Annotated in this window: 18 protein-coding genes and 1 riboswitch; of the genes, 10 read left to right on the forward strand and 8 right to left on the reverse strand. The window is 66.9% G+C overall.

The window, feature by feature from the left end; all coding sequences use genetic code 11:
• Positions 1–38 precede the first annotated feature (38 nt).
• On the reverse strand, positions 39–1,484 hold the full coding sequence (gene ahcY / locus ACZK2R_RS03175; RefSeq protein ID WP_014036003.1) for an adenosylhomocysteinase: 1,446 nt from the start codon (positions 1,482–1,484) through the stop codon (positions 39–41).
• A gap of 36 nt (positions 1,485–1,520) precedes the next feature.
• Positions 1,521–1,604, reverse strand: a riboswitch (S-adenosyl-L-homocysteine riboswitch).
• Positions 1,605–1,724: 120 nt separating this feature from the next.
• On the opposite strand from ahcY, the gene ACZK2R_RS03180 reads away from it, so the two are divergent.
• Both ACZK2R_RS03180 and ppc read left to right on the forward strand, forming a co-directional pair.
• Positions 1,725–4,241 carry a S9 family peptidase gene (locus ACZK2R_RS03180; protein ID WP_180838396.1) on the forward strand — a complete coding sequence of 839 codons (2,517 nt, stop codon included), beginning with the start codon at positions 1,725–1,727 and terminating at the stop codon, positions 4,239–4,241.
• A 172-nt stretch (positions 4,242–4,413) separates the two neighbouring features.
• On the forward strand, positions 4,414–7,125 hold the full coding sequence (gene ppc / locus ACZK2R_RS03185; RefSeq protein ID WP_478488023.1) for a phosphoenolpyruvate carboxylase: 2,712 nt from the start codon (positions 4,414–4,416) through the stop codon (positions 7,123–7,125).
• A gap of 116 nt (positions 7,126–7,241) precedes the next feature.
• On the opposite strand, the gene ACZK2R_RS03190 is transcribed toward ppc, so the two are convergent.
• Positions 7,242–7,748 carry an acyl-CoA thioesterase gene (locus ACZK2R_RS03190; RefSeq protein WP_049399791.1) on the reverse strand — a complete coding sequence of 169 codons (507 nt, stop codon included), beginning with the start codon at positions 7,746–7,748 and terminating at the stop codon, positions 7,242–7,244.
• Between the two features lie 138 nt (positions 7,749–7,886).
• The gene (metK, locus tag ACZK2R_RS03195; RefSeq protein WP_010481882.1) at positions 7,887–9,098 is read right to left on the reverse strand and encodes a methionine adenosyltransferase; all 1,212 of its coding nucleotides are present in this window, start codon (positions 9,096–9,098) and stop codon (positions 7,887–7,889) included.
• Between the two features lie 335 nt (positions 9,099–9,433).
• On the opposite strand from metK, the gene olsF reads away from it, so the two are divergent.
• The 3 genes from olsF (at position 9,434) to ACZK2R_RS03210 (ending at position 13,158) form a co-directional block, all read left to right on the forward strand.
• On the forward strand, positions 9,434–11,149 hold the full coding sequence (gene olsF, locus ACZK2R_RS03200; protein WP_180838324.1) for a bifunctional ornithine lipid synthase OlsF: 1,716 nt from the start codon (positions 9,434–9,436) through the stop codon (positions 11,147–11,149).
• Complete coding sequence (locus ACZK2R_RS03205) at positions 11,146–11,946, forward strand: UDP-2,3-diacylglucosamine diphosphatase (RefSeq protein WP_180838325.1); 801 nt, start codon at positions 11,146–11,148, stop codon at positions 11,944–11,946. Before olsF ends, ACZK2R_RS03205 begins: the two co-directional genes overlap by 4 nt.
• A gap of 144 nt (positions 11,947–12,090) precedes the next feature.
• Positions 12,091–13,158 carry a metal-dependent hydrolase gene (locus ACZK2R_RS03210; protein WP_180838326.1) on the forward strand — a complete coding sequence of 356 codons (1,068 nt, stop codon included), beginning with the start codon at positions 12,091–12,093 and terminating at the stop codon, positions 13,156–13,158.
• Positions 13,159–13,522: 364 nt separating this feature from the next.
• Here the strand turns inward: ACZK2R_RS03210 and ACZK2R_RS03215 are convergent, their stop codons facing one another.
• The 5 genes from ACZK2R_RS03215 to ACZK2R_RS03235 all read right to left on the reverse strand — a co-directional run bounded on the left by ACZK2R_RS03215 (position 13,523) and on the right by ACZK2R_RS03235 (position 18,459).
• Positions 13,523–14,350 (reverse strand): class I SAM-dependent methyltransferase, encoded by an 828-nt coding sequence (locus ACZK2R_RS03215; RefSeq protein ID WP_032129690.1) that lies wholly within the window; start codon positions 14,348–14,350, stop codon positions 13,523–13,525.
• An 86-nt stretch (positions 14,351–14,436) separates the two neighbouring features.
• Positions 14,437–15,432 (reverse strand): tRNA dihydrouridine synthase DusB, encoded by a 996-nt coding sequence (gene dusB / locus ACZK2R_RS03220; RefSeq protein WP_180838327.1) that lies wholly within the window; start codon positions 15,430–15,432, stop codon positions 14,437–14,439.
• A gap of 147 nt (positions 15,433–15,579) precedes the next feature.
• Positions 15,580–16,011 carry a hypothetical protein gene (locus tag ACZK2R_RS03225; RefSeq protein ID WP_180838328.1) on the reverse strand — a complete coding sequence of 144 codons (432 nt, stop codon included), beginning with the start codon at positions 16,009–16,011 and terminating at the stop codon, positions 15,580–15,582.
• A 158-nt stretch (positions 16,012–16,169) separates the two neighbouring features.
• Positions 16,170–17,135, reverse strand: coding sequence for a ribokinase (locus tag ACZK2R_RS03230; protein ID WP_032129936.1), 966 nt, complete (start codon positions 17,133–17,135; stop codon positions 16,170–16,172).
• A gap of 25 nt (positions 17,136–17,160) precedes the next feature.
• On the reverse strand, positions 17,161–18,459 hold the full coding sequence (locus ACZK2R_RS03235) for a NupC/NupG family nucleoside CNT transporter (RefSeq protein WP_049399786.1): 1,299 nt from the start codon (positions 18,457–18,459) through the stop codon (positions 17,161–17,163).
• Positions 18,460–18,652: 193 nt separating this feature from the next.
• On the opposite strand from ACZK2R_RS03235, the gene ACZK2R_RS03240 reads away from it, so the two are divergent.
• The 5 genes from ACZK2R_RS03240 to ACZK2R_RS03260 all read left to right on the forward strand — a co-directional run bounded on the left by ACZK2R_RS03240 (position 18,653) and on the right by ACZK2R_RS03260 (position 24,109).
• Positions 18,653–19,624 carry an aldo/keto reductase gene (locus ACZK2R_RS03240; RefSeq protein WP_032129941.1) on the forward strand — a complete coding sequence of 324 codons (972 nt, stop codon included), beginning with the start codon at positions 18,653–18,655 and terminating at the stop codon, positions 19,622–19,624.
• 289 nt (positions 19,625–19,913) lie between these two features.
• Positions 19,914–20,108: a hemin uptake protein HemP gene (gene hemP, locus ACZK2R_RS03245; protein ID WP_005412278.1), complete on the forward strand. Its 195-nt coding sequence runs from the start codon at positions 19,914–19,916 to the stop codon at positions 20,106–20,108.
• A 153-nt stretch (positions 20,109–20,261) separates the two neighbouring features.
• On the forward strand, positions 20,262–22,505 hold the full coding sequence (locus ACZK2R_RS03250) for a TonB-dependent hemoglobin/transferrin/lactoferrin family receptor (protein ID WP_478487760.1): 2,244 nt from the start codon (positions 20,262–20,264) through the stop codon (positions 22,503–22,505).
• 4 nt (positions 22,506–22,509) lie between these two features.
• Positions 22,510–23,109: a ChuX/HutX family heme-like substrate-binding protein gene (locus ACZK2R_RS03255; RefSeq protein WP_032129934.1), complete on the forward strand. Its 600-nt coding sequence runs from the start codon at positions 22,510–22,512 to the stop codon at positions 23,107–23,109.
• Between the two features lie 73 nt (positions 23,110–23,182).
• Positions 23,183–24,109, forward strand: coding sequence for a DUF6607 family protein (locus tag ACZK2R_RS03260; protein WP_032129933.1), 927 nt, complete (start codon positions 23,183–23,185; stop codon positions 24,107–24,109).
• Positions 24,110–24,252 lie beyond the last annotated feature (143 nt).

Consider the following 24,252-nt stretch of genomic DNA (forward strand, 5'->3'; position numbering starts at 1 on the left):
ACCGGTAGTGCCGGCCGCTGGCCGGCACCGCGCAGGCATCAGTAGCGGTAGTGGTCCGGCTTGAACGGGCCTTCCACCGGCACGCCGATGTAGTCGGCCTGTTCCTGGCTCAGGGTGGTCAGCTTCACGCCGATCTTTTCCAGGTGCAGGCGGGCCACTTCTTCGTCCAGCTTCTTCGGCAGCAGGTAGACCTTCTTCTCGTAGCTGTCCTTGTTCGCCCACAGGTCGATCTGTGCCAGGGTCTGGTTGGCGAAGCTGTTGGACATCACGAAGCTCGGGTGGCCGGTGGCGCAGCCCAGGTTCACCAGGCGGCCTTCGGCCAGCAGGAAGATCGCGTTGCCGTTCGGGAAGATGTACTTGTCCACCTGCGGCTTGATGTTGACGTGCTTGATGCCGGCGAACGACACCAGCGCATCGACCTGGATTTCGTTGTCGAAGTGGCCGATGTTGCAGACGATGGCCTGGTCCTTCATCGCGCTCAGGTGCTCGATGCGGATGATGTCCTTGTTGCCGGTGGTGGTGACGTACAGGTCGGCACGGCCCAGGGTCGATTCGATGGTGTTGACTTCATAGCCTTCCATCGCCGCCTGCAGGGCGCAGATCGGGTCGATCTCGGTGACGATCACGCGCGCGCCGTAGGCACGCAGCGAGGCCGCGCAGCCCTTGCCGACGTCGCCGTAGCCGCAGACCACGGCCACCTTGCCGGCCAGCATCACGTCCATCGCGCGCTTCAGGCCATCGGCCAGCGACTCGCGGCAGCCGTACAGGTTGTCGAACTTGCTCTTGGTGACCGAGTCGTTGACGTTGATCGCCGGGATCAGCAGGGTGCCGGCCTGGGCCAGCTGGTACAGGCGGTGCACGCCGGTGGTGGTCTCTTCGGAGACGCCCTTCCAGTCCTTGACCACGCGGCCCCAGTAACCCGGGCGCTCCTTGGCGACGCGCTTGAGCAGGTTCTTGATGACCTGTTCTTCGTGCGAGGCAGAGGCGGTGTTGACCCAGTCGCTGCCGTTTTCCAGCTCGTAGCCCTTGTGGATCAGCAGGGTCACGTCACCACCGTCGTCGACCACCAGCTCCGGGCCGGTCAGGGTGCCGTCGGCCAGGGTGAAGGTCAGCGCGTCCAGGGTGCAGTCCCAGTACTCTTCCAGGGTTTCGCCCTTCCAGGCGAACACCGGGGTGCCGGTGGCGGCGATGGCGGCAGCGGCGTGGTCCTGGGTCGAGAAGATGTTGCACGAGGCCCAGCGCACGTCGGCGCCGATGTCCTTCAGGGTCTCGATCAGCACCGCGGTCTGGATGGTCATGTGCAGCGAGCCGGTCACGCGCACGCCCTTCAGCGGCAGCTCGGCCTGGTACTTGCGGCGGATCGACATCAGGCCCGGCATTTCGTGCTCGGCGATGTCCAGTTCCTTGCGGCCCCAGTCGGCCAGCGTGATATCGCGGATCTTGTAGTCACCTTCGGTGGAGAAGGTCTTGGCAACAGCGTTCATTCGTGTGCTCCGGTTGTGGACGAGCGGATGCTCGCATCTAGCCGGGCGCCGTTGTTACAAAGCCACCTTACCGAGCCTGGCCGGGCCTCGTGGGATCCGGTCGCAGCGCCCCTCGGCAGGGGAGAACCCCAATTATATCGCGGCCCCGACGTGACATCCGGATGACCCAACCATCGGCAGATGGGGCCGCGTGCACGGCCTGTTAAGGTCGGTGTTTTCACGCATCACACAGGTGGAACGATGAGCATGCACGCGCGCCGTACTCGGCGCTGGACCGGCCTGGTCCTGTCGATGGGACTGCTGGCGGTGGCCCCGCTGGCCTGGGCCGCAGCGCCGCAGCCGGTGGCCGCACAGGCCCAGGGCGTCAACGGCTACGAACTGCCGTCGGCCGCGCTGCAGGCGGTGGTGGACGCGCCGCGCGCGCCCTCGCTGTACCTGTCGCCACGCCGCGATGTCGCCGCGATGATGCAGATGCCGTCGCTGCCGTCGATCCAGGTGGTAGCGCAGCCGGAACTGAAGCTGGCCGGCCTGCGCATCAACCCGCGCACCTTCTCCGACAGCCGCTTCAGCTTCGGCGAGAAGCTGTGGCTGATGAACGTGGCCGACGGCAAGGAACGGCAGATCAGCGGCCTGCCGGCCAAGCTGTCGATCGCCAGCGTGATGTGGTCGCCGGACCAGAAGTGGCTGGCCTTCAACCAGGTCGACGCCGCCAGCGGCGCCAATGAACTGTGGCTGGTGGATGTGGCCGGCGGCAGCGCCCGTCGTCTGGTCGCCGGCCTGAACACGGTGATCGGCAGTGGCTACCAGTGGCTGCCGGACAGCCGCGGCCTGGTGGTGTTCACCCGTCCGGCCAACCTTGGTGCGTCCCCGGCCGCCGACGGCATTCCGACCGGCCCGGCCGTGCAGCAGACCAGCCAGGGCGGCGGCGTGGTGTCGATCCGTACCTACCAGGACCTGCTGAAGAACGAGGCCGACGCGCGCCAGTTCGATTACTACGCCACCACCCAGCCGATGGAAGTCAGCCTGGATGGCAACACCCGCGCGATCGGCGCGGCCGGCATCTTCATGGGTTTCTCGGTGTCGCCGGATGGCCGCTTCGTGCTGCGCCAGCCGGTGCAGCGGCCGTATTCCTACGTGGTGCCGGTGAGCAGTTTCCCGCGCCGTATCGAAGTGATCGACCGGGCCAGCGGCAAGCTGGTGCACACCGTGGCCGTGCGTCCGCTGGTGGAAGGTCTGCCGACCGGCAACGACGCTGAAGTGACCGGCGTGCGCGATATCAGCTGGCGTGGTGATGCCGACGCAACGCTGGTCTGGGCCGAAGCCCAGGACGGCGGCGACCCGAACAGGGACGCCAAGGTGCGCGATGCGGTGCTGATGCAGGCTGCGCCGTTCGACAAGCCGCCGGTCACGTTGGCCCAGCTCGGCAGCCGTCTGGTGGGCATCAACTGGGGCCGTGGCGACCTGGCCCTGCTGACCGAGTCGTGGTGGAAGACGCGCAAGACCAGGACCTGGCTGATCGCCCCGGACAATGCCGGCGCCGAGCCGCGCCTGCTGTGGGATCGCGACGGGCAGGACCGCTATTCCGATCCGGGCCGGCCGCTGTTGTCCAGCGACGACCGCGGCCGCTCGCTGCTGCAGACCAGCGCCGATGGCAGCAGCCTGTATCTGGCCGGTGCCGGTGCATCGCCGGAAGGCGATCGTCCGTTCGTGGACCGCTTCGACGTTGCCACGGGCAAGGCCACCCGCCTGTTCCACTCGCAGGCGCCGAGCTATGCGCTGCCGGTGGCGTTGCTGGACGACCAGGCCAGCTCGCTGCTGCTGAGCCGCGAGAGCCCGGATGAGCCGGCCAACTTCTACGTGCAGTCGCTGGCCGATGCCGGTGCTGCGCCGCGTGCGCTGACCCACTTCGCGCATCCGCTGCCGCAGTTGAAGGGCGTGCAGAAGGAGCAGATCCGCTACAAGCGCAAGGATGGCGTCGACCTGACCGCGACCCTGCTGCTGCCGCCGGGCTACGACCCGAAGCGCGACGGCCCGCGGCCGCTGCTGATGTGGGCCTACCCGGGCGAGTTCAAGAGTGCGGCTGCGGCCAGCCAGGTGACCGATTCGCCGTACCGCTTCAATGCGGTCAGCTACTGGGGCCCGCAGGCGTTCCTGGCCAAGGGCTATGTGGTGCTGGCCAGCCCGTCGATGCCGATCATCGGCGAAGGCGACAAGGAGCCGAACGACACCTACATCGAACAGCTGGTGGCCAACGCGCAGGCAGCCGTGGATGAAGTGGTGCGCCGTGGCGTGACCGATCGCGATCACATCGCCATTGGTGGCCATTCCTACGGTGCGTTCATGACCGCCAACCTGCTGGCGCACACGCGCCTGTTCAAGGCGGGCATCGCGCGCAGCGGCGCCTACAACCGCACGCTCACGCCGTTCGGCTTCCAGGCCGAGGAGCGCAACTACTGGCAGGCGCAGGACGTCTACCAGAAGATGGCGCCGTTCAACTACGCCGACAGGATCAAGGATCCGATCCTCTTCATCCACGGCGTGGACGACAACAACTCCGGCACGTTCCCGATGCAGAGCGAGCGCATGTTCGCCGCAGTGAAGGGCCTGGGTGGTACCGCGCGTCTGGTGATGCTGCCGAACGAATCGCATGCCTACCGTGCACGCGAGTCGATCATGACCATGCTGGCCGAAAGCGAGCGCTGGCTGGAACAGACCATCGGCCCGGCCGAGCAGGGCAAGGCGAAGAAGAAGCGCTGACGTGACCCGGTAGTGCCGGCCGCTGGCCGGCAACCTCAGGTCGCGTGAGTCCATGAGGTTGCCGGCCAGCGGCCGGCACTACCAGATGAAACCATTTTTGCATCGCAGCACGATGCCCGTTCTGGTTTAGGCTTGGGGTCTGGATCCGTTGACCGAGGCCTGTGCGTCGCCGATGAACGAGTACCGCAGCAGCATCGAGTTTGCTTCCCCCGATCTTCCGCTTCGCGATGACGTGCGCCGGCTCGGCGCGCTGGTTGGCGACCTGCTGTTTGAACAGGTCTCCGCCGCGTTCCTTGACGATGTCGAGGACGTGCGCACCCGCGCCATCGCCCGCCGCGAGAACCAGGCGCCGTTGTCGGAGCTGGCCGATGGCCTGGCCGGGCGCACGCCGCAGCAGGCCGAAACCATGGTGCGGGCCTTCAGCACCTACTTCCAGGTGGTCAACATCGCCGAGCGCGTGCATCGCATCCGCCGTCGCCGTGACTACCAGCGCGCCGGTACCGCAGGGGCGCAGCCCGATGGCCTGCAGGATGCACTGCAGCACCTGAAGGCGCAGGGCGTGGGCCTGGACGAGCTGGCGCAGTGGCTGCCACGCATCGACATTGAACCGGTGTTCACCGCACACCCGACCGAAGCAGTGCGCCGCGCGCTGCTGGAGAAGGAGCAGCTGATGGTGGCCAGCCTGGTCGACAATCTCGATGGCCAGCGCACACCGGGTGAAGCCGCCGCCGATGCCGCGCGCTTCCGCATGGCATTGACCGCTTCGTGGCAGACCACCGATTCCTCGCCGGTGCGGCCCACCGTCGATGACGAACGCGAGCACGTCGGCTTCTATCTGGTGCAGGTGCTGTACCGGGTGATTCCGGTGCTGTACGAATCGCTGCAGCAGGCGTTGCGCGATACCTATGGCGAAGAACTGCCGCTGCCGCGCCTGCTGCGTTTCGGCACCTGGGTGGGCGGCGACATGGACGGCAACCCGAACGTGGATGCCCATACCATCCGCAATACGCTGGATGCGCAGCGGCAGGCGGTACTGGGCCGTTACCAGAAGGAACTGTTGCAGCTGGCCAGCCTGCTCAGCCAGTCCACCGAGCGGGTGGGCGTGAGCAATGCGCTGCAGGCGCGCGTAGCGCATTACCAGCAGTTGCTGCCGCAGGTGCAGTCGCGCCCGCGCCATGCCGACATGCCGTACCGGTTGCTCAACGACCGCATGCGCGCGCGCCTGCAGGCCACGCTGGATGATGGCGCAGGCGCTTACGCTGGTCCGGACGAACTGATCGACGACCTGCAGCTGATCCTCGACAGCCTGCGCGCCAATCGTGGCGAACATGCTGGCGGTTTCGCGGTGCAGCGCCTGCTGTGGCGGGTGAAAACGTTCGGCTTCCATCTTGCGCGGTTGGACGTGCGCCAGGAATCGAGCGTGCACGCGCGCGCGCTGGCCACCGTGCTGGGCGGCGACGCGGCGTGGGACGGTCTGGACGCATTGGGCCGCGCGCGCCTGCTGGCGCCGCATGCCAGTGGTGACGCGCCGATGCCGAAGGGCGACGACGAAGGCAACCAGCGACTGGATGCGGTGTTCGCGGCGTTGGCCGATGCGCGTGCGCGCCATGGTGGCGATGCACTGGGCAGCTACATCATTTCGATGGCGCATGACCGCAGCGATGTACTGGCGGTGCTTGCGCTGGCACGCCGTGGCGGCCTGGTGGAAGAGGGCGGTTCGGTGCCGCTGGATATTGCGCCGCTGTTCGAGACGGTGGACGACCTCAAGCGTGGCACCGCGACCCTGCGCGACCTGCTGGCCGATCCGGTGTACCGCGCACACCTGCATGCACGCGATGACGTGCAGATGGTGATGCTGGGCTATTCGGACAGCAGCAAGGACGGCGGCATCGCTGCTTCGCGCTGGGGCCTGCAACGCGCGCAGGTGGAACTGCTGGAGGTGGCGGCCGAGGCCGGCATCCGCCTGACCTTCTTCCATGGCCGTGGTGGTTCGATCAGCCGCGGTGGCGGCAAGACCACGCATGCGGTCGATGCCTCGCCGCGCGGCAGCATCGATGGCCGCCTGCGGGTGACCGAGCAGGGCGAGGTGATCCATCGCAAATACGGCATCCGTGCGCTGGCGCTGCGCTCGCTGGAACAGGCCACCGGCGCGGTACTGCGCGCCAGCCTCCGCCCGCGGGCTGCCGAACCCCGCGAGGATGAGTGGCGACCGGTGATGGATGTGGTCGCTGGCTCCAGCAGCGAGGTGTACCGCGCCTTCGTCGGCCAGTCTGGCTTCATGGACTACTTCCGCACGGCCACGCCGATCGACGTGATCGAGCGGATGACGCTGGGTTCGCGTCCGTCGCGCCGGCTCGGCCAGGACGCGGCGTTGGGCAACCTGCGCGCGATTCCGTGGGTATTCGCCTGGAGCCAGGCGCGTGCCGTCATTCCCGGCTGGTACGGGGTGGGCAGCGGCCTGCAGGCGGCGGTGGATGCTGGCCACGAACAGACGCTGCGCGAGATGGCGCGTGACTGGCCGTTCTTCCGTACCTTCCTGGACGACATCGCGATGGTGCTGTCCAAGGGCGATATCACCATTGCCGAGCAGTTCTCGAAGCTGTCAGGTGATCTGCACGGGCGCTTCTTCCCCCAGGTCGAGAAGGAGCTTGAACTCACCCGGCATTGGTTGCTGGCGCTGATGGGCCAGCAGACGTTGCTCGACCACGATGCGCGGCTGTCGCTTTCGATCCGTCTGCGCAATCCCTATGTCGATCCGATCAGCGTGCTGCAGGTGGATCTGCTGCAGCGCTGGCGAGCCAGCGGGCGCGAGGATGACGACCTGCTGCGCGCACTGGTGGCCTGCGTGAACGGTGTTTCGCAGGGTGTGCAGAACACCGGTTGATCCGCATCCGCCGGGCATGGCCCGGCGAATTCGAAAAGGTAGTGCCGGCCGCTGGCCGGCAACCTCATGATGTCTGGCAACACGCGCGAGGTTGCCGGCCAGCGGCCGGCACTACCTCACTCTTCCGGCGACGGCGGGTTCGACGCCAGCAGTTCCAGATGGCGCTGCTCCATTTCCTGGCGCAGCTGGCGGCGGATCAATGCGGCCGCCTGGCGGCGCTTCTCGTCCGACGTGACCGGCTGCAATGACGGCACCGGCGTTGGCCGGCCTTCCTCATCCACGGCCACCATGGTGAAGAAGCAGCTGTTGGCATGGCGCACGCTGCGCTTGAGGATGTCCTCGGCCACCACCTTGATGCCGATCTCCATCGACGAGGTGCCGGTGTAATTCACCGAGGCCAGGAAGGTGACCAGCTCGCCCACCGCGATGGGCTGGCGGAACATCACCTGGTCCACCGACAGGGTGACCACGTAGCTGCCGGCGTAACGGCTGGCGCAGGCGTAGGCGACCTGGTCGAGCAGGCGCAGGATGGCGCCGCCGTGGACCTTGCCGGAGAAATTGGCCATCTCCGGCGACATCAGCACGGTCATGGACAGCTGGTGGGTTTTCAGTTCGGTCGACATGGGGCGATTGTATCGGCAACCGGTAGTGCCGGCCGCTGGCCGGCAACCACGCGATTGTTCCCGGAGGCCATGAAAAAGCCGGCCAGCGGCCGGCTCTACCAGAAGCAGAAGGGCCGCTTGCGCGGCCCTTCGTGTTTCTTACTTCAGCTTCGCATCGGCGCGCAGGGCGGCGGCGCGGTCGGTCTTCTCCCAGGAGAAGGCCGTGGCGTTGACGGTCTCGCCTTCGCCGTTGAGGTAGCTGAACTCCTTCGGCTTGCGGCCGAAGTGGCCGTAAGCCGCGGTCTGCTGGTACATCGGGTGCACCAGGTCCAGCATCTTGATGATGCCGTACGGGCGCAGGTCGAAGTGCTTGCGGATCAGCTTCTCGATCTTGTCGTCGCTGATCTTGCCGGTGCCGAAGGTGGTGACCGAGATCGAGGTCGGCTCAGCCACGCCGATGGCGTAGGAGACCTGCACTTCGCAACGGTCGGCCAGGCCGGCGGCAACCACGTTCTTGGCGACGTAGCGGGCCGCGTAGGCAGCCGAACGATCGACCTTGGACGGGTCCTTGCCGGAGAAGGCGCCACCACCGTGACGGGCCCAGCCGCCGTAGGTGTCGACGATGATCTTGCGGCCGGTCAGGCCGCAGTCGCCCACCGGGCCGCCGATCTCGAACTTGCCGGTCGGGTTGATGTGGAACTTGGTGCCCTTGTGCAGCCACTTGGCCGGCAGCACCGGCTTGATGATCTCTTCGCGGACGGCCTCGATGAGGTCCTTCTGCTTGATGCCCGGGGCATGCTGGGTCGACAGGACAACGGCGTCGATGGCCGAGACCACGCCGTTTTCATAGCGCAGGGTGACCTGGCTCTTGGCGTCCGGGCGCAGCCACGACAGCGGCGAGTTCTTCTTCTTGCGGATCTTGGCCTGCTGCTCGACCAGGCGGTGCGACAGGTGGATCGCGGCCGGCATGTAGCTGTCGGTCTCGTTGGTGGCATAGCCGAACATCAGGCCCTGGTCGCCAGCGCCCATTTCTTCCGGCTTCTTGCGATCCACGCCCTGGGCGATGTGCGGCGACTGCTTGCCGATCAGGTTCAGCACGCCGCAGGTGGCGCCGTCGAAGCCGACGTCGGAGCTGTCGTAGCCGATGTCCGTGATGACCTTGCGGGTCAGCGCTTCCAGGTCGATCCAGGCGCTGGTGGTGATTTCACCGGCCACAATGGCAACACCGGTCTTGACCATGGTCTCGCAGGCCACGCGGGCGCGCTGGTCCTGGGTCAGGATCGCGTCCAGCACCGCATCGGAGATCTGGTCGGCAACCTTGTCCGGATGGCCTTCGGAGACCGACTCGGAGGTGAAGAGATAGCTGGACATCAGGCGTAATATCCCTTGATTCGGATGGAAAGATGGGCGCGAATGATACACGGGGTGCGCCGCCTGTGCATTGTGAACCTGTACCGGTTGCCGGTGGTTAAGCCCGCGTAGGCCCGGCAGGGGCCGTCCGGCCGGGATTGGGGCTCAGCCTCGAGGTCCAGTGTTCCACCAGCGTGACAACGCAGCGCGCGGCTACCGGCCCCGACTGCGCGGGCCACAACGCCCGGCAGCGGCTGTGCGGCCGTCATCGTTCTGCCCAAAAACCGCCATCTGGCTGCCGCCTGCCGGGCGCAGGCTGTCGGCCAATCCGGCCGCCGGGCATGAGTGGATCCGCCATGCAGGAACTTGAACAGCGTCTCCAGCAACGCTTCCCCGATTGGTTCCATGGCCGCCGGGGCCAACTGGCGCGGCCGTTGCTGCGCAGCGTCGGTCGCTGGTCGCGGTTGGACCAGATCGAAGCCTTCCTGCAGCGCAGCTCAGGCCTGCGTGGCTTCGGCTTCGTCGCCGCCGGCCTGGAGTTCATCGACGGCCAGTACCAGGTGGACCCGGCCGCGCTGGCCAGGATCCCGGCCACCGGCCGCCTGCTGATCGTCGCCAACCATCCCTCCGGGGCACTGGATGCCCTCGCCCTGCTGGACGCGGTCGGCCGCATCCGCCGTGACGTGCGGATCGTGGCCAACGACCTGTTGGGGGCAATCGCGCCACTGCAGGACCTGCTGCTGCCGGTACGCATCCTCGGTGGCAAGGCCCAGCGTGGCAGCCTGCATGCCGTCGAAGAGGCGCTGGCCGCCGAGCAGTGCGTGATTGTGTTCCCGGCCGGCGAGGTCTCGCGGCTGTCGCTGCGCGGCATCCGTGATGGCCGGTGGCAGCGCGGTTTCGTCCGCTTTGCCCGTGCCGCTGGCGCGCCGGTGCTGCCGGTGCGGGTGGAGGCGCGCAACTCGGCGCTGTTCTACGGCGCCTCGACCCTGTTCAAGCCGGCGGGCACCGCGCTGCTGGCGCGCGAGATGTTCACCCGTCGTGGCCGTCCGCTGCGGCTGAGCATCGGTGAGCCGATGCAGCTGGGCAAGGGCGGCGACCCGGGCGCACAGCTGCTGGCGGTGCGCCGCGCGCTGTATGCGCTGGGCCGTAATGGGGCGGCGGGCGATGCAGCTGCTGTAGCAGGCCCCGAGCCGCTGGCGTCCCCGGTGCCGCCTTCACAGGTGGCCGCAGGCATCGCCGCGGCGACCCAGCTGGGCCAGACCGCCGACGGCAAGCAGATCCTGCTGGCGACCTGTACCGCCGATTCGCCGCTGCTGCTGGAGCTGGGGCGCCTGCGCGAGCTGACCTTCCGCCAGGTAGGCGAGGGCACCGGGCGCAGCCGCGATCTGGATGATTACGACCCGCGGTACGAACACATCGTGATATGGGACGCCGCCGCGCAGCGCATCGCCGGCGCCTACCGGATCATGCGTGGTGCCCACGCGCTGGCCCGGCACGGCCTGTCCGGGCTCTACAGCGCGTCGCTGTTCCGCTATTCCGACGACGCCATCACCCACATCGCCGAAGGCCTGGAACTGGGCCGCAGCTTCGTGGTGCCTGATTACTGGGGCAGCCGCAGCCTGGACTACCTGTGGCAGGGCATCGGCGCCTACCTGCAGTGCCGGCCCGGCATCCGCTACCTGTTCGGCGCCGTGTCGATCAGCGCAGCGCTGCCACGCGATGCACGCGAGCAGCTGGTGGCGTACTACCAGCGCTACTACAGCGGTACCGCCGGCCTGGCCGAATCGAACCGCCCGTTCCAGTACTTCGCCGCGCCGCCAAGTTTCGGCGAGCTGGATGCAGGTGCCGCGTTCGATGTGCTCAAGGCCAACCTGGCCGCACTCGGCACTGGCGTGCCGACGCTGTATCGCCAGTACACCGATCTGTGCGAACCCGGTGGCGCCCGTTTCCTTGCCTTCGGTGTCGACCCGGACTTCAGTGATTCGATCGACGGCCTGATTGAAGTCGACCTGTGCGCGATCAGGCCGAACAAGCGCAAACGCTACCTGCGCGACGCGGGGGCGCCGGCATGAGCGCGCTGGCGAACCTGTCGCCGCACCGGCGCGCAGTGTTCGTCTCCGACGTGCACCTGGGGTCACGTCATTGCCATGCCACCGAGCTGGCGCGGTTCCTCTCGCAGCTGCGCTGCGAACGGTTGTACCTGGTGGGCGACATCATCGACCTGTGGTGGATGGCGCATCGCCGCGCCAACTGGCGCCAGTCGCACAGCGAAGTCATCCAGGCCCTGCACGCGCTGCGCCGTGCCGGGACCGAGATCGTCTACATCCCCGGCAACCATGACGCGTCACTGCGCCACGTGTGCGGGCTGATGCTCCCAGCGATGCAGGTGCGCCGCCGCGCCATCCATGTGACCGCCGATGGCCGTCGCCTGCTCGTTGCGCATGGGGACGAGTACGACGGCGTGACCCACTTCGGTGGCCTGCAGGAAAAGTTCGGTGACTGGCTGTACTACCGCATCCTGACCGGCAACCAGGCGTTGAATGCGGTGCGGCGGCTGCTGGGGATGCGCTACTGGTCGCTGTCGGAGTTCCTGAAGAAGCGCAGCGGTGCGGCCGAACGCTACATCGAGCGCTTCGTGCAGGCCGGGCTGGACGACGTGCGGCGGCGCGGACTGGATGGCATCGTCTGTGGCCACATCCACCGCGCCGCGCTGATCGAGCACGATGGCCTGGTCTATGCCAACGACGGCGACTGGGTGGAGAGCCTGACCGCGCTGGCCGAAGACCATGATGGCGCGCTGCGCCTGCTCGACCACAATGGCCAGACCCTGGTCGAACTTCCTGGCGCGCGCATCAAGCAAGCGGCTTGACCCACTCTCGTAGAGTCGAGCCATGCTCGACTGCTCTTCTCAGACTGCCCCGCGTACAGCAGTCGAGCATGGCTCGACTCTACAAAAGAGCGCGAGCGGCTGTGCCATCAAGACGGCACGCCCGCAAGCCGCTAGCATCGGCCCATGGATTCCCTGACCCAGATCGTGCTCGGCGGCGCCGTCGCTGCTGTCATCGCCCCGCCCGGACATCGCCGTGCGGCCCTGCTGGCCGGTGCCGCGCTCGGCACCCTGCCGGACCTCGACGCCCTGTGGCTCGGTTTCACCGCCGCCGACCCGGTGGCGAACATGATCGAGCACCGCAGCTTCAGCCACTCGCTGCTGGTGCTGCCTTGGGTGGCGGCACTGATCTGGTGGTTGTTCAAGCGCTTCGGCAATGGCCGCGTCGCCCAGTCACCTGTGCGCTGGTTCTGGGCGATCCAGCTGGCGCTGGTCACCCATCCCATGCTGGATGCGTTCACCGTCTACGGCACCCAGCTGTGGTGGCCGCTGCGCCCACACCCGACCATGGGTTCCAGTGTCTTCATCATCGATCTCGGCTACACGGTATGGCTGCTGCTGGGCTGCGTGCTGGCCTGGTTTGGTCGCGCCCGCCCCTGGGCTGGCAAGGTGCTGGGTGTGGCGTTGCTGGTCAGCAGTGCGTACCTGGGTTGGGGCCTGATCGCCAAGGCGCAGGTCGACCGTGCTGCCCAGCAGAGCCTGGTGGCGATGGGCCTGGGCGATGCGCCGCGCTTCTCGGTGCCGATGCCATTCAACACCCTGCTGTGGCGCGTGGTGGCAATGACGCCGAACGGCTACGTGGTGGGCGACCGCTCGCTGGTGGCCGACCACGGGCCGATGCAGTTCGAAGGCCACGCATCCAATGTGCAGGCCTTGCGCGAAGCGCAGGCCATCCCGGCGGTGCAGCAGCTGACGTGGTTCAATCGTGGCTTCATGCGTGCGCAGGTGGTGGACGGCCGGCTGGTGCTGAGCGACCTGCGTATGGGGCTGGAACCGGACTACACCTTCAACTTCACGGTGGCCGAGCAGGCTGATGGGCAGTGGCGGGCGATCACGCCCGAGCAGGTGCGGGTGGAATACAGCAGCCCGGCTGCACGCGCCGACGTCGGACGCCGGTTGGCCGCGATGTGGCAGCGGATCTGGCAGGAGCCGGCAGCACAGCCGGGTGCGGCCGACCACAGCGCCGTGCATTGATCCGTAGATCCACGCCATGAGTGGATGGCGCGGACATTGGCGAAGACAGCCACGCATGGCGTGGCTCTACTGCCTCAATCGGCAGTGCAGTGTCGCATCCGTAGATCCACGCCATGCGTGGATGGTGCGGGCATCGGAAGGCAGCCACGCATGGCGTGGCTCTACTGCCTCCATCGGCAGTGCAGTGTCGCATCCGTAGATCCACGCCATGCGTGGATGACGCGGGCATCGGCGAAGGCAGCCACGCATGGCGTGGCTCTACTGCCTCCATCGGCGGTGCAGTGTCGCATCCGTAGATCCACGCCATGCGTGGATGGCGGGGGGCATCGGCGAAGGCAGCCACGCATGACGTGGCTCCACCGAATCAATACACCGTGGCGCGGCCCTGCACGAACGAATAGAAGAACACCGCGTTCGGGTCGTTCTGCACCAGGCGGAACTCGCGACGCATGCCTTCCACGGTTTCCTCGTCCACCGATCCGGCCTGCAGCAGTTGGTCGGCGGCCGACAGCAGCAGCTGTTCCCAGAACGCGATCATCGTCTTGCGACGTGCCGGCTCGCGGTTGTCCAGGTGGATGGTCTTGATCTCGGTGTGCACGTCGCGGAAGCCGCCGGCCAGCAGCAGGTTGCCCAGCTTGGCGCCGACGAACGGATCTCCCCCGTGGTCGTACTGGAAATCGTTGAAGGCCATCCAGTAGCGCCAGATATGCGGCGAATACGGGTCGAGCAGGAACGAGGCATTCATCACCTCGGTGATGTAGACCGGCGAACCCGGGGCCAGCACGCGGCGCACCTCGCTCAATACGCGTGCTGGTGACGGCACGTGCTCCAGCACCCAGCACAGGAACGCCGCGTCGAAGCTGCGTGCTTCGAACGGCAGCTCCCCGGCGTCGGCCTGCTGCAGGGTGTAGCGGTCGCTGCACCACGGTGTGCGCGCCAGGTTCTCGCGCGCGGTGGCCAGCTGTGTTTCGCTCAGGTCCACGCCGGTCACGTGCAGATCGGGGAAGCGGCGAAGCAGGATTTCGGTCTGCGCGCCGACGCCGCTGCCGACTTCCAGCAGGCGACGCGCGCCGCTGTAGTCGATCTGGCCGAAGATGCTCGATTCCAGCAGCCGTGCCTGGGTCATCAGGCGCTGCTGCTCGGTGCCGGAGAATCCGTGCAGGTAGGTCGGGGAGGAGATCGGCGGGGTCATGGGGGCGGGCTCTTGTAGCGTCGAGCTTGCTCGACGGCTCCGGGAAATCAGTCGAGCAAGCTCGACTCGACGGCGTGGCAATACGCTCAGGCAGCAGATGACAACGCCGGTTCCCCGGCGATCAGGCGGTCGAAGTACTCGGTCGTCAATGCGATCTGGCTGGCCGGATCTTCGGCACGGTTGACCACCGCGCGGAAGGCGGCATTCTCCGGTCGATCCTTGGCGTACCAGCCCAGGTGCTTGCGCGCGATGCGCACGCCCTGCGGCTCGCCATAAAACGCATGCAGTGCATGCAGGTGGCCGAGCAGGATGTCGCGCACTTCCGCCAGCGATGGCGGCGGCAGTTCCTCGCCGGTGGCCAGGTAGTGCGCCACCTCCCGGAAGATCCATGGCCGGCCCTGTGCCGAGCGGCCGATCATCACTGCGTCCACGCCGGTCTCCTTCAGGACGAACGCCGCCTTCTGCGGCGAATCGATGTCACCGTTGGCGATCACCGGAATGCGCAGTGCGGCCTTGATCTCGCCGATCGTGGCGTACTCGGCCTGGCCGGTGTAGTGCTGGTCGCGGGTGCGGCCGTGCACAGCCAGTGCGGCGATGCCACTGTCCTCGGCGATGCGGGCGATCAGAGGGCCGTTGCGGTGGTCGCAGTCCCAACCGGTACGGATCTTCAGGGTAACCGGCACGTCCACCGCGTTGACCACCGCTTCGAGGATGCGCGCCACCAGCTGTTCGTCGCGCATCAGTGCCGAACCGGCCCAGGCGTTGCACACCTTCTTGGCCGGGCAGCCCATGTTGATGTCGATGATCTGCGCGCCGTGGTCCACGTTGTAGCGGGCGGCTTCGGCCAACTTCTGCGGCTCGGTGCCGGCGATCTGCACGCTGATCGGTGCCGGCTCGCCGTCATGGTCCATGCGATGGATCGACTTGCGCGTGGTCCAGAAGCGCGGGTCGCTGATGGTCATTTCCGAGGCGGCCAGTCCCGCGCCCAGCCGTTTGCACAGCAGGCGGAAAGGCTTGTCGGTAACGCCGGCCATGGGCGCCAGCACGACGTTGGGGGCAATGGTGTACGGGCCGATCTGCATGCGCCCATTGTAGGGCGCGGGCGGCGGTACGGCCGTGTCGGGGGCGTTCCGGTTCAGGCCGATCCGCACCCAGCTCATGCCGTACCGGCATCAACAGATGCTTGACGGTTGCTTCCGCCGCCCCCAAGGGCGGGCGATGGTGGGCGGCTAGCCCAGGCTCTGCCAGGCCTGGCGGGTCCCCACGGCGAAGGCCAGCCCCAGGCCCAGGCAGACCAGCGAACTGACCGCCCAGAAGCGCGTGCCGTTGTAACCCGGTCGGAACAGCGCCAGGCCGAAGCCCATCGTGGCGCGCAGCAACAGCAGCGCGGCAATGCCTGGCAGGACCAGGCGGCTGGCCGGCAACGGCGCATGCCAGCCGGCAGCAGCCAGCGCGTACAGCGCCCAGGCAACCAGCAGGGCGGTGATGCCGGCGGTCATCAGTGGCGGCCACCAGTGTCCGGTCTGGGCCAACCGGACCATGCGCGGACCGGCGCCGAAACGCTCGTACCAGGGCGCGCCGAAGGCGATGCAGCCAATGTGCAGCAGGGCCGCGATGGCACTGCCGGCGGCCGCGATCAGCAGCCAGGGGAATCCGTCCATGTCCTGCCCACGCAGAGAAGCTGCGCGGATGGTGGGCGAGGACCTGGATGCGGGCAATGCGACAAGCGGTCGCAGGTGCGCGCGGGCCTGCAGAATGCGCAAATGAAAAGCCCGGGCATCTGCATGCCCGGGCTCGTTCATCCACGCATGGCGTGGATCTACTTCACTTCCACGTCGGCCGGGGTGAAGCGCGGCATCGCCGCCGCAGCGCCTTCCTTCTCGGTCGAACGACCGGCGAACTGGTTGGCGAAGCGCACGTGGCGGGCGAACGGGGCGTCGGCCACCTGCGCCAGCGACGCGGCCAGCGCACCGTTGAAGGCGTCACCGGCACCGGTGGTGTCGATCGCCTGCACCTGTTCGGCACCCACGCGGTAGTACGGCTGGGTATCGCCGCGCAGGTTCTCGTCGGCATGCGACACGAACACACCCACCGAACCCAGGGTCACCACCACGGTACCGTTGCCGACCAGCTTGCGGCACAGCGCATGCAGGCTGGCACCATCCAGCGCGGCGACGTCGTTGGCATCCACGCGCTCACCGACATGGCGGCCGAGCAGGGCGGCGAACTCGGTCTCGTTCGGGGTGATCACATCGGCCAGCTTGAGCAGGCCGATGGTCGAAGGGGCGTCGGCCGGTGCGGTGTTGAGCACGGTGGTGACGCCGGCCTCGCGGGCCGTGGCCAGTGCCGCTTCGATGGTCTGCACCGGCGATTCCAGCTGCACCAGCACCACCTTGGCGCCGGTCAGCAGGGCCTGCTGCTGTTGCAGGAAGTCGGTGCTCAGCGCGGCGTTGGCACCCGGTCCGATCACGATGGTGTTGCGGCCACGGGCATCGACGTAGATGCCGGCGGTGCCGGTCGGCTCGCTGCTGGCCTCGGCGATCAGCGCGAATCCATCCTGCGCGGCCAGCTCACGGGCGGTGGCACCACCGGCGTCGTCGCCCAGCGCGCATACGAAGTGCGTGTCGGCACCGGCGCGGCAGGCCGCCACGGCCTGGTTGAAGCCCTTGCCACCGGGGCCGGTGCTGTAACGGCCGGCAATGGTCGCACCCGGTGCCGGCAGCGACTCGCACCGCCACACGTGATCGACATTGAAGGAACCGACGACAACGACACTGCTGCTCATAGGGAATCTTTTCTCAACCAAGGGTTCAACTGAAGTGCGTCAGCACGCCGGCGATGGTCGCCGTCATGAAGGTGGCAATGGTACCGCCCAACACCGCGCGCAGACCGAACTTGGCCAGATCGTGGCGACGTTCCGGGGCCAGGCCGCCGATGCCGCCGATCTGGATCGCGATCGAGCTGAAGTTGGCGAAGCCGCACAGCGCGTAGGTGGCGATCAGGCGACCTTCCTCGGACAGGCTCACGCCGGCGATCTGGCCGTTCACGATCTGCGACAGCTCGGTGTAGGCCACGAACTCGTTGATCACGACCTTCTGGCCGATCAGCGAACCGACGGTGGTGGCATCGGCCCACGGGGTGCCGATCACCCAGGCGATCGGGGCCAGCACGTAACCGAAGATGGTCGACAGGTTGGTCGGCTTGCCGATGGCAGCGGCCAGGCCGGTCACATCGCCGATCCAGGTCAGCGGGGCGTTCAGCAGCGCGATCAGGGCGATGAAGGCCAGCAGCATCGCACCGATGTTCAGCGCCAGCTTCAGGCCGTCACCGGCGCCGGCGGCGGCCGCGTCGATGATGTTGCTGGAGGTCTTCTCGACTTCCATCTTCACCGTGCCGCGGGTCAGCGGGGTGCCGGTCTCCGGGATCAGCAGCTTGGCCACGACCAGGGTGGCCGGGGCCGCCATGATGCTGGCCGCCAGCAGGTGCTTGGCGTAGAAGGCCTGCTGCGCCGGATCGCCACCGCCGAGCATGCCCACGTAGGCCGCCAGCACGCCGCCGGCGATGTGCGCCATGCCGCCGATCATCATGGTCAGCAGCTCGGACTGGGTCATCCTGGCGATGTACGGGCGCACGGTCAGCGGCGCCTCGGTCTGGCCGATGAAGACGCTGGCGCAGACGCTGGTGGTTTCAGCACCGGACACGCGCATCACCTTGGTGATCGACCAGGCCATCACGCGCACGATGCCCTGCATGACGTTGAGGTGGTACATCACCCCCATCAACGCAGAGAAGAAGATGATGGTCGGCAACACCTGGAAGGCGAAGATGAAGCCGTAGTTCTTGGTGTCCATCAACGAGCCGAAGATGAAGCCCGAGCCCTCGTTGACGTAGCTGAGGATCTTGACGAAGCCCTTGCCCAGTGCGTCGAACACGTCGCGTCCGCCCGGGACCAGGATCACCAGCGCCGCGAAGGCGATCTGCAGGGTGATACCGGTGGCAACCAGCTTCCAGTCAACCGCGCGCTTGTTATTGGAAAACAACCAGGTGATGCCGATCAGCACCGCCAACCCGAACAGGCCGAAGCCGATCCTGCCCAAACCTTCGACCATGTGAGTGACTCCCCTGGGGCGTCGCGAAAAACGGGAAGCCTAGTGCAGGGCAGGGGCCGGGGCAAGAAAAAGCAGCGTGTGCGCGGCCAACGGTACCGATCAGGCCAGCAACGGCAAGGGCTTGCGGCTGGCGGCGGCGGGTAGAATGGGGTTCGATCCCGGCCCGGATGCGGGCCCGCAGCAGGAGATTCGCATGCAATACCGTCGCCTGGGCTCCACCGGCCTGCCGATTTCCGCCTTGTCCTTCGGCGCCTGGGTGACCTTCGGCGACCAGGTCCCGCGCGATGAGGCCCGCAACCTGGTGGCCGCCGCCTGGGATCATGGCGTCAACTTCTTCGACAACGCCGAGGGTTATGCCAACGGCCGTGCCGAACAGGTCATGGGCGACGTGATCACCGACCTGCGACTGCCGCGCGACGGTTTCTGCGTGTCCAGCAAGGTGTTCTTCGGCAGTGCCAAGGACCCGCGACCGACCCAGCGCGGCTTGTCGCGCAAGCACGTGACCGACGCCTGCCATGCCGCGCTCAAGCGCCTGCGGGTGGACTACCTGGACCTTTATTACTGCCACCGCCCGGATCCGGACGCGCCGATCGCCGAGACCGTGCACGCCATGGATACCCTGGTACGGCAGGGCAAGATCCTCTACTGGGGCACTTCGGAGTGGTCGGCGGCGCAGATCCAGCAGGCGCTGGACATCGCCGAGGCGCGCAACCTGCAGGGCCCGTCGATGGAGCAGCCGCAGTACAACCTGTTGCACCGCGAGCGGGTCGAGGTCGAGTACGCGCCGCTGTATGCGGGTGCCGGCCTGGGCACCACCATCTTCTCGCCGCTCGCCTCGGGCCTGCTCACTGGCAAGTACGACCAGGGCATCCCGGCCGATGCGCGGCTGGGGCGGGAAGGCATGGAGTGGTTGCAGGACCTGGTGCTGGGGGCCGACGCCGGGGCCCGCCTGGGCCAGGTGCGGCGCTTCAGCGAGGTGGCACGCGCGCTCGGCCATGCCCCGGCCACGCTGGCCATCGCCTGGTGCCTGCGCAACCCGAACGTTTCCAGCGTGATCCTCGGCGCCAGCCGGGTCAGCCAGCTGCTGCAGAACCTGCAGGCGCTGGACGTGCTGGAGCAGGTCGATGCGGCCGGCTGGGCCCAGGTCGAAGCCGTCTTCGCCTGACAACTCTTTGGAGAGTCGAGCCACGCTCGACTCCAGGTTGGTCGGGCCTTTGTAGAGTCGAGCCATGCTCGACTCCGCACGTAGCGCGGGCATTTCCAGGCGACGGCGCGAGAGCAGTCGAGCGTGGCTCGACTCTACAAAAGCCGTGTGCCCCCATATTTCAATAGATGAAATCTATCGCATTTCAGAATTCGATCATTAATCTCATCAATGAAATTGAGAATGGTTGTTGATTGTCAACTGAGAATCATTATCATTTAACTCGTCCCTCGCACGAGTCCAGATGCTCATGAATGCTCAACCTGTACTGCTGCGCCCCGAAACGCTGACCCTCCGCGATCGACCGGTCCGCGTCGTTCCGCCGGAAGAGGTCATCGACAGTGAAGCCCTGCTCAAGGGCCGTCGTGAAATCCTGATCCAGCACGGCGACCGCTTCTATCGCCTGCGGCACACCAGCAACGACAAGCTGATCCTGACCAAGTAATCGCGGCCTGGTCGCCCGCCTCCCTCCCTCCTGCCGGCAGCGCCGACAGCGTGGGCGACCCGTCCGCTCCCGCTCTCTCCCCCTCGGTCTACCGCGTGCACCTTCCGGGTGTGCCGGTAACCGGGGGTTCCCTTGCCTGACCGAACGAACCCGATGACCCGCCATACCGCCCTGTGTCTTGCTGTCTGGATGGCGTTGCCGCTGTCCGCCCACGCTGCTGCCACCGCCGCCCCTGATGCGCGCGAATTCGACCGGGTGCAGGTCACCGCCACCCGCACCGAGCGGGCCGTGAGTGACGTGGCGGCCACCGTGGACGTCATCGACCGTGAGCAGATGGACCGGCACCTGGTGCAGGACATCAAGGATCTGGTGCGCTACGAGCCGGGCCTGTCGGTCACCCGCAGCGCGACCCGCTTCGGCCTGGATGGTTTCCGCATCCGTGGCCTGGACGGCAACCGCGTGCGCATCCAGACCGACGGCATCGTCATGCCGACCCGGTTCGACATCGGTTCGTTCGCCAGTTCCAACCGCAACTTCACCGACCTCGATACGCTCAAGCGCGTGGAGATCGTGCGTGGCCCGGCCAGCTCGCTGTACGGCTCCGATGCGCTGGGCGGCGTGGTGGCGTTCGTCACCAAGGACCCGGCCGACTACCTCAAGGACGGCAAGAACAGCTACTTCGGACTGAAGTTCGGCTACGACGGTGAGTGGAAGGGCCTGCTCGGCGGTGCCACCGCCGCCTTTGGTGGCGACCACTGGAGCGGCCTGGTCAACGTCAACCACCACCAGGGCCAGGAAACGGACAACAAGGGCACGGTGCGCAGCGACAACGACACCCGTACCGCGTCCAATCCGCAGGACCGCGACGGCCGCAGCCTGCTCAGCAAGCTGGTCTACGCACCGAGCGAAGACCAGCGCTTCCGCCTGACCGTGGAAGGCAACGAAGACACCACCGATACCAATGTGTTGTCGGCGATTGCCAGCGTTGCACCGCGCCCCGGCGCGATGGCTGCGGCCACTGGCATGAAGTCCCACGACACGCAGAAGCGAACCCGCGTGTCCTTTGCCCACGAAATGGATGCGCTGGAACAGCCGTTCGCCGACAGCCTGCATTGGCAGGTGTATGCGCAGAACAGCGAAACCCGGCAGCAGACCGACGAGACCCGCACCGACGGCAGTCGTCGCCACCGCGTGTTTTCCTTCGACCAGCATGCCTATGGCCTGCAGGCGCAGTTCAACAAGGCCTTCAGCACCGGTGCGGTCGAACATGCGTTGACCTACGGCTTCGAGGGCACGCGCACCGAGATCCGCCAGAAGCGCGACGGCTATCAGGTCAACCGTGCCGGTGTGGTCAGCAACACCGTTACCCCCGACACCTTCCCGGTGCGTGACTTCCCGATCAGCAAGACCACCGAGTTGGGCCTGTACGCGCAGGATGAAATGCGCCTGGCCGACGGCAAGCTGTCGCTGGTGCCGGGCGTGCGCGTCGACCGTTACGAGCTGAAGCCGGAAGTGGACAGCATCTTCGCCGAAGACAACCCGACCACGGCCGTGGCGCAGCTGAAGAAGACCAGCGTGTCGCCGAAGCTGGGCATGGTCTGGCGCTTCACCGACCAGTGGTCGCTGTTCGCCGGGTATGCGCGTGGCTTCCGCTCGCCGCCGTACAACGACGTCAACATCGGCCTGACCAACGTGGCCTTCGGCTACACCGCCATCGCCAACCCGGACCTGAAGCCGGAAACCAGCGACGGCTACGAACTGGGCCTGCGCTTCATCGCGCCGGCTGCGTACGTCAGCGTCAGCGGCTACTACAACGACTACAAGGATTTCATCGAGTCCAACGTCAACACCGGCCGCAACGCACAGGGCCTGATGGTGTTCCAGTCGCAGAACATCGCCGACGCGCGCATCTATGGCGCGGAAATGAAGGCCGGCATCGAGTTCGGTGAACTCAGCCCGGCGCTGAAGGGTTGGGCGCTGCGCAGTGCGCTGGCCTGGTCGCGTGGTGACAACCGGACCGATGACGAACCGCTGGCCTCGGTCGATCCGCTGCGTGGCACGCTGGGCCTGATGTACGACACCGATACCTGGGGCGTCGAACTGGCCGGTACCTTCGTGCAGCGCAAGAAGCGCCTGCCGCCGCCGGCGGCGCAGACCAATCCGAACGCACCGGCGCCGTTCGTCTACCAGCCGGCCGGCTATGGCGTGCTGGACCTGATGGCGCACTGGAACTTCGCACCGGGTGCCACCTTCAATGTCGGCGTGTTCAACCTGGCCGACAAGCGCTACATCGAATGGTCGTCCATCACCCCGAGCCTGATCACCAACCGCGCACTGAGCGATCGTTTCAGCAGCCCGGGCCGCACCTTCTCCGCCAGCCTTGCCGTTTCCTGGTGACCTCATGAGCCGAGCACTGTCCGCACGCAGGAATGACTCCATCGCCGCGCCGCACAGCGCGGCCTGGCCGACCCCGGCACAGCTGGCCACGCTCGGCACCGTGCTGTGCCTGTACCACGCCGACGGCAACGAGCTGGGCGGCTGGCGCCAGGCCGTACGCGTGCATGCCTGCCAGGGCGTGGACAGCGAAGGCCTGCGCGAAAGCCTGTGCTTCCTCGATGGCCGCGGCCGCTGCGTGTGGCGCCTGTACCTGCTGCCGGACAGCGACTTCCTGGCCTGGGACCGGCTGGTGGCTGCGCTGCCGCCGGGGCCCGAGCACGACAGCGATGGCAGCGTCGGCGAACGCCTGTGGCGACGCCTGGCCGGTCATCTGGGTGGCCAGCGCTGGCGCCTGTGCGCGCTGCGCCTGCATGCCGCCGACGATGGCCGCACGCTGGCCGCCAGTCTGTCGACCCTGTCCTCGCTGGGCGCAGCCACCGCGCGCCGCATTGCACGGCTGGAAGGTGCCGAAGGCGAGCTGGCAATCGACGATTGCTGCTGTGCCGATGCCGCGCGGCGTCCGGCGCCGCGGATTCCCGGCGACCTGCCGCTGATCCGCCTGTGACCCACTCCTGATGGAACGCCTGTCGGCCACGGACGGCCTCTCAACGCATCTGCAACCCCGAAGGAAGACCCCGATGAAGCTCCAGACAGCCAGCGCCCTGCTTGTGCTCGCCGCCAGCGGCGTGGCCAGCGCGCAGCCCTCCGATATCGCCCGTGACCACGACAGCATCCTTGCCATGCAGGGTGAGTACACCGTGGACTTCGCCTTCGACGAGACCGTGCTGCTGAAGCCGGGCTACGAGCGCGCGCCGGCGATGCGCAGCGGCGGCAGCGAAGTGGTCATCGTGGTCGAAGACACGCCGAAGCGCATCGTGCTGCAGCACCTGCTGCTGGACGAGAAGAGCGGCCACATCACCAAGCACTGGCGCCAGGACTGGGTGTACGAAGCACCGAACCGTTTCGAGTTCAGTGCCGACCAGACCTGGAAGGTGCGCAGCATTCCGGCGGCGGTGAACCAGGGCGCCTGGACCCAGTGCGTATACGAAGTGAGCGACGCACCGCGCTATTGCGGCACCGGCACCTGGACCTACACCAACAACGTGCCGAGCTGGACCAGCGACCTGAGCTGGCGTCCGCTGCCGCGCCGCGAGTACACCAAGCGCAGTGACTACAACGCGCTGGCCGTGATCAACCGCCACACGCTGACCCCGAACGGCTGGACCCACGAGCAGTTCAACACCAAGGTGCAGCGCAACGCCGATGGCAGCCAGGTGGAGATCGCCCGCGAGTTCGGCTTCAACGACTACGTGAAGACCACCGAGGTCGATTTCACCCCGGCGCGAAACTACTGGAAGGCCACTGCCGGTTACTGGGCCAAGGTGCGCCAGCGCTGGGACGGCTTCCTCGGCCAGGCGCCGGGCGTGCACCTGAAGACCAAGATCGACGGCATGGCGATGATCATCCCGATGTTCACCCAGGCCGAAGAGATCCAGGCCGGCAAGAAGGTGAAGGACAAGCAGATCGACGACGTGTTCGCCAAGTACGTGGAAAAGGCCCAGTAAGTCGAGCCATGCTCGACTCCACGGCAGCATCCACGCATGGCGTGGATCTACCGACCGCTGCTTCTGGTAGGTGCCGAGCTTGCTCGGCACGCTCTCCATCGGTGATCGCACGCTGCATCCATGCCATGCGTGGATGCGATGCA

This window comes from Stenotrophomonas sp. 96582_Sma, assembly GCF_056480905.1.